9 protein-coding genes are annotated in these 7,449 nt (G+C 66.2%); 3 read left to right on the top strand and 6 right to left on the bottom strand.

Annotation, left to right across the window (positions count from 1 at the left end; all coding sequences use genetic code 11):
• Positions 1–189 precede the first annotated feature (189 nt).
• The gene (gene moaD, locus ABEA67_RS17170; RefSeq protein WP_345467628.1) at positions 190–864 is read left to right on the top strand and encodes a molybdopterin converting factor subunit 1; all 675 of its coding nucleotides are present in this window, start codon (positions 190–192) and stop codon (positions 862–864) included.
• A 21-nt stretch (positions 865–885) separates the two neighbouring features.
• Here moaD and ABEA67_RS17165 read toward each other — a convergent pair whose 3' ends face one another.
• From ABEA67_RS17165 to ABEA67_RS17155, 3 genes are all read right to left on the bottom strand, one after another.
• On the bottom strand, positions 886–1,530 hold the full coding sequence (locus ABEA67_RS17165; protein WP_345467626.1) for a PrsW family intramembrane metalloprotease: 645 nt from the start codon (positions 1,528–1,530) through the stop codon (positions 886–888).
• 9 nt (positions 1,531–1,539) lie between these two features.
• Positions 1,540–2,043 (bottom strand): crossover junction endodeoxyribonuclease RuvC, encoded by a 504-nt coding sequence (locus ABEA67_RS17160; RefSeq protein WP_345467625.1) that lies wholly within the window; start codon positions 2,041–2,043, stop codon positions 1,540–1,542.
• Between the two features lie 82 nt (positions 2,044–2,125).
• A complete protein-coding gene (locus ABEA67_RS17155; protein WP_345467624.1) occupies positions 2,126–2,548 on the bottom strand; it encodes a HesB/IscA family protein in 423 nt (140 codons plus the stop codon).
• Between the two features lie 127 nt (positions 2,549–2,675).
• Here ABEA67_RS17155 and ABEA67_RS17150 point away from each other — a divergent pair, with 127 nt between their 5' ends.
• Positions 2,676–2,921: a DdrH gene (locus ABEA67_RS17150; protein ID WP_345467623.1), complete on the top strand. Its 246-nt coding sequence runs from the start codon at positions 2,676–2,678 to the stop codon at positions 2,919–2,921.
• Between the two features lie 87 nt (positions 2,922–3,008).
• On the top strand, positions 3,009–3,968 hold the full coding sequence (locus tag ABEA67_RS17145; RefSeq protein WP_345467621.1) for a type I phosphomannose isomerase catalytic subunit: 960 nt from the start codon (positions 3,009–3,011) through the stop codon (positions 3,966–3,968).
• Between the two features lie 430 nt (positions 3,969–4,398).
• On the opposite strand, the gene ABEA67_RS17140 is transcribed toward ABEA67_RS17145, so the two are convergent.
• The 3 genes from ABEA67_RS17140 to ABEA67_RS17130 are packed head-to-tail and all read right to left on the bottom strand — an operon-like array spanning position 4,399 to position 7,276.
• On the bottom strand, positions 4,399–5,715 hold the full coding sequence (locus ABEA67_RS17140; RefSeq protein WP_345467619.1) for a cytochrome b: 1,317 nt from the start codon (positions 5,713–5,715) through the stop codon (positions 4,399–4,401).
• Positions 5,712–6,368 (bottom strand): Rieske (2Fe-2S) protein, encoded by a 657-nt coding sequence (locus ABEA67_RS17135; RefSeq protein WP_345467616.1) that lies wholly within the window; start codon positions 6,366–6,368, stop codon positions 5,712–5,714. The genes ABEA67_RS17140 and ABEA67_RS17135 overlap by 4 nt, the downstream gene beginning before the upstream one ends.
• A gap of 50 nt (positions 6,369–6,418) precedes the next feature.
• A complete protein-coding gene (locus tag ABEA67_RS17130) occupies positions 6,419–7,276 on the bottom strand; it encodes a c-type cytochrome (protein ID WP_345467615.1) in 858 nt (285 codons plus the stop codon).
• Positions 7,277–7,449 lie beyond the last annotated feature (173 nt).

Raw genomic sequence — 7,449 nt, 5'->3', positions numbered from 1 at the left:
CCCCTCCAACGGAGGAGATTGTTTCTTGCAGTATGTGCTTCACTCGCACGCTTCGCTTGTCATGCTGCTCGCCTCAACCGAGGCTCAGAAAAGATACAGGCGTTGGAGAATTCTGTCAACCCCCGCCTCGCCTCCATTCCTTCAGACGAGGATTCGGCAGCGCCAGAGGGGTCATGGTACGCTCGCCCCATGCAGGTCAACGTGGTATTTTTTGCGCGCCTGAAGCGTGAATCTGGGCTGGAAACCGCCATGCTGGAAGCTTTGGAGGGAACGACGGTCAGGGGCCTGGCGAGTCAGGTCGAGCAGACCTATGGCCTGAGCCTGCGCGGGTGCATGGTGGCCGTGAACGAAACCTACGCCGCCCCCGAGCAGGTATTGAGGGCCGGGGATGAAGTCGCCTTTCTGCCACCGGTGGCGGGGGGAGCGGACGAGGACACCCGCTGCGAGGTCGTCACCTCTCCTCTGAGGCTGGAAGAGGCCTCGGCCTTTCTGGTTCGGCCTGCCTATGGTGCCCAGGCCTATTTCGTGGGCACGGTGCGTTCACCGAACCGGGGCAAGGAGGTGGAGGCCATCGAGTACGAGGGCTACGCACCGATGGCAGAGAAAGTGATGCACGCTGCGGCCAGCGAGGCCCGGACCCGCCACGGCGAACTGCGGGTGATGGTGCAGCATCGCCTGGGCCGGCTGCTGCCCGGCGAGGAAAGCATCCTGATTGGCGTCGCCAGCCCGCACCGCCGCGCGGCCCTGGAGGCGTGCGACTTCCTGATCGAGCATCTGAAGGTCCACCTGCCCATCTGGAAGCACGAGGCCGACGAGGATGGGCAGCACTGGGTGGCCGGGCAGACCGGGCATCCCACGCTGTAACCCCCGGAAAGGCCAGGAAGTTCAGGGCAGCCGGGGATTCTCGCGGGCGTGGGCCTCGAAGTGCAGGTAGTAGCGGCTGGCGAGCAGGGCCATCAGCAGCACGGCCGCGCCCAGCGCCAGCAACTGCAACCAGCTGGCGCGGCCGGTTAACAGGCCATTGAAGACGAAGTGCAGGGCGATACTCAGCAGCAGGCCGCGTGAACGCCACCAGCGGCCCCGGCCCAGATGTCGCCCCCCCAGGGCATAGCCCTGCGGCGCACTGAAAAGGGCGTGCGCCAGGGTCGTCAGCAGGGCATGCCAGGTGGCCGCGCGGGGGCCAAACCCCAGCGTATAGGTCACGTTTTCCAGCAGTGCGAACCCCAGCGCGGCGGTCACGGCATAGACCAGACCATCCATCGGCTCGTCGAAGGCGTGTTCGCTGATGGCCGTGCTCGCGGCCAGGAACTTGCTGCCTTCCTCGACGACAGCGGACAGCAGCATCACCAGCAGGGGCAGAGCCAGGCGGTCGAAGCTGCCCTCGAAGGCCGCCGACACCGCCCACGCCAGCAGGCCCCAGCCGAAGGTCCGGGCCAGCAACCAGGCCGGTTCCGGGTGCCGGTCGCGCCGCACGAAGAACCACAGCCACAGGAACGTGAGGCCGGCCGACAACGCGAGTGCCAGGGACACGGGAACCGTCTAGCGGCGGGCCAGACGGGCCGCGGCGGCCGCCTGCATCGGCTGATGGGCCAGGTGGGTCAGGGCCAGGGCCAGGGCGTCGGCCGCGTGGTTGTTGAAGAGTTCCCGAATGCCCAGGCTGGCCTTGACCATATAGATGACCTGTTCCTTCTCGGCGCGGCCGGTGCCCACCAGCGAGCGTTTCACCTGCATGGGGCCGTAGGCGTGGATGGGCACGCCCGCCTGCGCGCAGGCCAGCTGCACCACGCCGAACGCCTGCCCCACCTTGAAGGCCACGTCCGCCTGGCGGCGCAGAATCTGATCCTCGATAGCCACGGCGTCCGGGCGGTACTCGGCCAGCAGCCGCGAGACCTCCTCGTGCAGATACTGGAGGCGGCGCGGCATCAGCCAGGCACTCTCGGTGGTCAGGCAGACGTGGTACAGGTGCCGCGCCTTGCGGACATCCCCCTCCACCAGCCCCAGGCCGAGGTTCGCCAGTCCGGGGTCCACGCCAAGCACGATCATGGCCGCAGGATAGTGCAGGCCGGGGCCAGCAAAAACCACCCGGCCAAATCTGCCGGGTGGTGCGAGAAAGGGAGGGGAAGATTCAGTGGCTGCCGCAGCCGCCGCTGCCCTCGCCGTCGGGGGACTGGGCACCGTCAGTGCGGAAGGAGTGGCCGCAGCCGCAGGAACTGGTGGCGTTGGGGTTGTTGACCGTAAAGCCGCCGCCCATCATGTTCTCCACGAAGTCCACCTCGCTACCGCGCAGCAGCGGGAAGCTCATGCGGTCGACCAGCAGCTTCACGCCCCGGTCCATCACGATGGTGTCGCCTTCCAGTTCGCGGTCGTCAATCGCCATGCCGTACTGGTAGCCGCTGCACCCGCCGCTCTTGATAAAGACGCGCACGCCCGCATTTTCCTTGCCGCTCTGGGCCAGGATAGCCAGGGCCTTTTGCGCTCCGAATTCACTGATGCTGATGTCCTGAGTGGGCTGATCACCACGGGATTCAGGAAGAGAGGTCGCCGTCATGCGTGAAGCGTAACACCATTGGAGAAAGAAAAAGGTGCGCGGCCAGCAAAGTCAGGCCCCGCCTCTCCCCTGCCAGCGGTTTCTCTGGCTTACATTCCTTGAGTGCGTCAGTGTTAAGATTGGAGGCATGACCAATCCCTACGCCGAGTGGTTCGAGCAGCTCCGCGCGGAGTACGGCGAGCAGCTCGCGGCCATGCCCCTTCCCGACGGCCTGCCCGAACATCTCCACACCCTGATTCAGCAGCGGGACGAGGCGGCCATTCAGTTCATGCTCAAACTGGCCTGGCAGTTCGGGGCACAGGTGGGGTATGCTGCCGGGGCCAAGCAGGGCGAGGCCCAGCCGGCCGTCCGCCCCGGCCGCGTGCAGGCCTGAACCTGCCCGGCGCTGTCCCGCCGAGTTCCAAGCCCGCCTCAAGTCACGTCCCCATCACGCCGCTGCCCCATTCGGCATGATGGGGACATGTCCTTGCCGCCAAGCTCTGCGTCCGCTGCCCTGACCCTGCCAATCGCGCTTCAGCCCCAGTTCTCGGAGCGGGTCTGGGGCGGGAGACGACTGGCCCCCACGGCCCCTTCACCCGTGGGGGAAGCCTGGGTGGTGTACGAGGGCAATGTGGTCGCGCGCGGCCCCTATGCCGGACATACACTGGCCGAGCTGAGCGCCGCCTATCCGCGCGAACTGCTGGGCACCCACGCCCAGGGCACCCGCTTTCCGCTGCTGATCAAGCTGCTGGACTGCGCGGACTGGCTCAGCGTGCAGGTCCATCCCGACGACGCCCAGGCCCGCGTCCTGGCGGGAGAGGGGCACCTCGGCAAGACGGAAGCGTGGCACCTGCTGGAAGCGGCCCAGGAGGCCCAGCTTATCGCGGGGGTGCGGGCCGGGACCGAGGCGGAGAGGCTGCGGGAGGCAATCCTCGCGGGGCAGGTGATGGACCATGCCGAGCGCCATCCCGTTCAGGCGGGCGACACGGTCCTGATGCCCGCCGGAACCCTGCATGCGCTGGGACCGGGCCTGCTGCTGTACGAGGTGCAGCAGACCAGCGACCTGACCTACCGGGTCTACGACTGGGACCGCCCGGCCAGCGCGGGGCGGGCACTGCACCTGCGCGAGAGCGCCGCCGTGACCCTCCCCGCCCAGGCGGCCCCCCTTGCCAGCCCGCCAGCGCAGCCCGGCGAGGTGCAGGAGCTGACGCGCTGCGCCTACTTCGTGCTGGAGCGGCTGACGGGCGGCCCCGCTCCTCTCCAGGGCACGACCCGCGGCGAGAGTTTCCACGCCCTGACCGTGATCGAGGGGGAAGCGCAGCTCCGGGCCGGACAGGACACCCTGCGTCTCGGGAAGCTGGAATCCGCGCTCGTCCCGGCGGCCGCCGATACCTACACCCTGGAGGGCGACTTCCAGCTCCTGCGTTCGCGCCTGCCCTAACTGGTTCGCTGGCCCGGCTCAGTGACCCGCCAGACGGGGCGCGGCCCAGCACCCGACCTCCACCTCCCCAGCCACCAGACCCAGGGCGGCCAGCTCCTGCAAGGCAGCGTGGGCAAAGGCCCGCAGCGTTTCCGGGTCGGCGTCCTCGACGTTCAGGGCATCGAGGCCGAGGGCATGGGCCTGGGCGGGCCAGAGACAGCGCGAGCGAATCGTTCATGGGGGCAGCATAGGGCGGCGCTCCGTTGCGTTGCCGCATGTCTTAGGCGTCCACTCCACTGCGCGCCGCCCTTTCTGCGCTTCTCGCTTCGCTCGGAGAGGTTGCCAAAAAGCGGCAACCTTTCTGCGCCCCGCCCTAGGGTGGCGGCAGGAAAAAAGGCCCCGGTAAGATCACCGGGGCCTCAGTGTGGCCGTTCTCTTTGGACGGAACCGCTCAGTCGTCGGCGTGCGAGAAGGCGGCGCGGTCGCGGGCGTCGGACTCCCGCAGGGAACGGATGCCGCGCACAATCGCCAGCGTGAGGAAGTAGGACAGGGCGGGCACCAGGAAGGTGGCAATCCAGAGAACCGTATTGGCGTTGCCGGTGGACAGGATGCCCGAGGCGATCAGCTCCGGCTTGTACCCGGCGACCGACCACACGATCAGCAGGGCCATGAAGGCGATGCCTGCCGCCAGGCGCACCGGGTGGTTGGTGGGGTTCTCGGCGTAGTACACGTTGTCGCGGCTGCGGTCGAACATCGGCACCGCGAACATCAGCAGGATGATCACCGTGGGCAGCACAATCGCGCCCAGGAACTCCGAACCGAATTCCCCGCCCAGGAAGGTGAAGCCGACGTTACCGGGAATGATCGCCAGCGCGCCGAACACCCACAGCAGGTACCAGTCGGGCTTGATGTTGTTGATGGGCGTGGTGCTGGGCGGTCCGAAGAACTCGACCGGGTGAACCGGGATAAAGGCGCTGAACAGCACGATGATGGCCGCGAACCCGATGGCGAGCAGCAGCATGATGGGGGTCTGCTGGGTCATCAGCGGCACGCCCACGATCTTCTTGTAGGCGATGCGCTTGGCGTACTGCGGCTGCGTGTGCTTCTGCTTGATCATGATCAGCATGTGAGCGGCGGTCAGCGCCACCAGAATCATCGGCAGCAGCATGATGTGGTAGCCGTACACGCGCGGAATGATCCCCGCGCCGGGGAAGCGCCCGGCAAAGGCGGCCTGCGCGACCCACTCGCCCACCCAGGGAATCGAGGCGGCGATGCCGTAGATCACCTTGAGGGTGTTGTAGGCGTAGTTGTCGTAGGGCAGGGCGTAGCCGGTCACGGCGGTCAGCGCCGCGAAGATCAGCAGCAGCATGCCGATCCACCAGTTGATTTCACGCGGCTTCTTGAAGGCCCCCGTGAAGTAGATGCGCATCATGTGGATCACGGCCGCCGCGATCATGATGTTGGCGGTCCAGTGGTGGATACGCCGCAGCATGTCCCCGAAGGGCATGGCGTTGATCTTGAGGGCCGAGTGGTACGCCGCCGGAATCAGGTTGGGCTTGTCGGAGGTGCCGGGATCGAAGGAATTCACGATCAGGCTGTTGCTCGGTTCATAGGCAAGCGCCAGCAGAATGCCGGTGAGCACCAGGATGATCAGGCTGAACAGCGTGATTTCACCCAGGAAGAAACTGTGGTGAACGGGGAAGGCCTTGCGCAGGAACTTGTCGTTCAGGCGCGAGAGATGCAGGCGCTCGTCAAGCCACTGGTTCATGCGAGTTGCTCCTCCACGGTTTTCTTGAACTCGTCCCATTCTGCCTCATGGATGTAGGGGTAGGGCATCGTCAGGAAGAACCCCGTCACCACGATGTTGTTCCCCTGGGCAGCGATGGGGAGCTGCGCCAGCGGGCGGGGGGGCGGACCACCGACAACGACGCAACCGCGCTTGGGGGCGTACTGCCCGGAGTGGCAGGGACACAGCATGCCTTCCCCTGTGCCGCCGACCGTGCAGCCTGCGTGGGTGCAGATGTCACTGTACGCCACCGTCTGCCCCTGAATGGTGGCCTCCAGATTGGTGGGCGCGACGAGTTGCCCCTGGGGAAAGTGGTACACCACCAGGATGTTGTTGGGGTCGCCCTTGCGGATGATGTCCTCGCCGTTCTCGCCCTTGCCCATCGGCCAGGCGCGGACCAGGTCGGTCCCCAGTTCGCTGATGGCGATGGGCTGCCCCTCCTTGCTGCCCTCGGCGTGAACCAGGATGTCGCCCTTGAGGGGGGGCATGTTCTCGCGGGTGAGGCGGAAGATGGGGTTGGCGGTGCCCAGCGTGCTGATCAGGCTGACGCCTCCGACCGCGGCGGCGGTGCCCATCGCCACATTGATGAACTTGCGGCGCGTGAGTTCGGGGTCTTGTCTCTTGTAGCGGGTCATGGTTCAAACTCTCCCTTGTGTCGTGGGTCCCGGAAATGCCCAGGGAAGGATTACCAGGGGAACTCGCCGCTGGCGTCCTCGACGAGCACCTCGCCGTCCATGAAGAACTTCTTGTACAGGCCGATGGCGACAGCCAGCGTCAGCAGGATCATCGCGGCGTAGAAGCCTTCCATCGTGACGTTCGGCAGTTCCTTGTTGGCCCAGGCCCCGTAATCGGCCACCATCTGCCGGACAAACAGCACGCTGAACAGCACGCTCAGCCCCAGCGTGACCACCATCCCCAGCATCGACAGCGGCGTCGAGCGGACCTTGTGAATGCCGGGGTGCAGTTCCGTGCCTTCGGCCCACACGCTGTACAGCCCGATCAGACCGTAGGTGAGCAACACCATCGTGAAGGTCGCCAGGAAGATTTCCGGCAGCTTGATGTCCTCGGGCACGAAACGCGAGCGGTTTTTCAGGACCGCCGGGTCCACCTTGGTCTGGCCTGCCGCCACCGTCGCGGGCGTCAGCGGCTCAGGGATGCTGTTGCCCCAGGAGTGCAGCACGAAGTTCGCGACCGCGTAAATCTCCTTCTCCGAGAGCTTGTCCCCGAAAGCGGGCATCCCACCCTTGCCCTTATCGACGATGGTGTGGACATACACCGGGTCCTTGAGAATCTTCTCGTCCCCGGCCAGCTTGGGGCCGGCTCCCCCCTGCCCCTGCGCCCCGTGACAGCCCACGCAGCCCGCCGAGGTGAACACCTGCTGGCCGAGGGTGGGCCACTCCTGGTTGATGCTCGCCACCACGGCGGGGTCCACCACGACGGGTTCCGGGGCCGTTTCCTTGTTGAACAGGAACAGCAGGATGATCCACATGATGGCCGCACACACGATGGCGACCCAGGGCATGACAGCGTCGTTTCTCTCCACGTTCCTTCTCCTCGCGCTTGAAGTGCCTGCTGCTCCAGTGCTTGCGTCTGAAGTGGCTGCTCCGCCTCCCCTGAGAATCCTTAAGGCAGCCGGCTGAGGCGTCCAGCATAGCACGCACCCACAGCGCCTCCTGCCGTGCTGTACGGCGAAAACGCCCCACTTCTGCAACTTCA

The organism is Deinococcus carri (assembly GCF_039545055.1).
Classification (GTDB): Bacteria; Deinococcota; Deinococci; order Deinococcales; family Deinococcaceae; genus Deinococcus; species Deinococcus carri.
Note: the sequence above shows the minus strand (reverse complement) of the source record. Positions and strands in the feature narration are given on the sequence as shown.

Coding starts and splice junctions, on each gene's coding strand:
- moaD (WP_345467628.1), top strand. CDS start 190: ATGCAGGTCAACGTGGTATTTTTTGCGCGCCTGAAGCGTGAATCTGGG.
- ABEA67_RS17160 (WP_345467625.1), bottom strand. CDS start 2,043: ATGATCGTGCTTGGCGTGGACCCCGGACTGGCGAACCTCGGCCTGGGG.
- ABEA67_RS17155 (WP_345467624.1), bottom strand. CDS start 2,548: ATGACGGCGACCTCTCTTCCTGAATCCCGTGGTGATCAGCCCACTCAG.
- ABEA67_RS17150 (WP_345467623.1), top strand. CDS start 2,676: ATGACCAATCCCTACGCCGAGTGGTTCGAGCAGCTCCGCGCGGAGTAC.
- ABEA67_RS17145 (WP_345467621.1), top strand. CDS start 3,009: ATGTCCTTGCCGCCAAGCTCTGCGTCCGCTGCCCTGACCCTGCCAATC.
- ABEA67_RS17140 (WP_345467619.1), bottom strand. CDS start 5,715: ATGAACCAGTGGCTTGACGAGCGCCTGCATCTCTCGCGCCTGAACGAC.
- ABEA67_RS17135 (WP_345467616.1), bottom strand. CDS start 6,368: ATGACCCGCTACAAGAGACAAGACCCCGAACTCACGCGCCGCAAGTTC.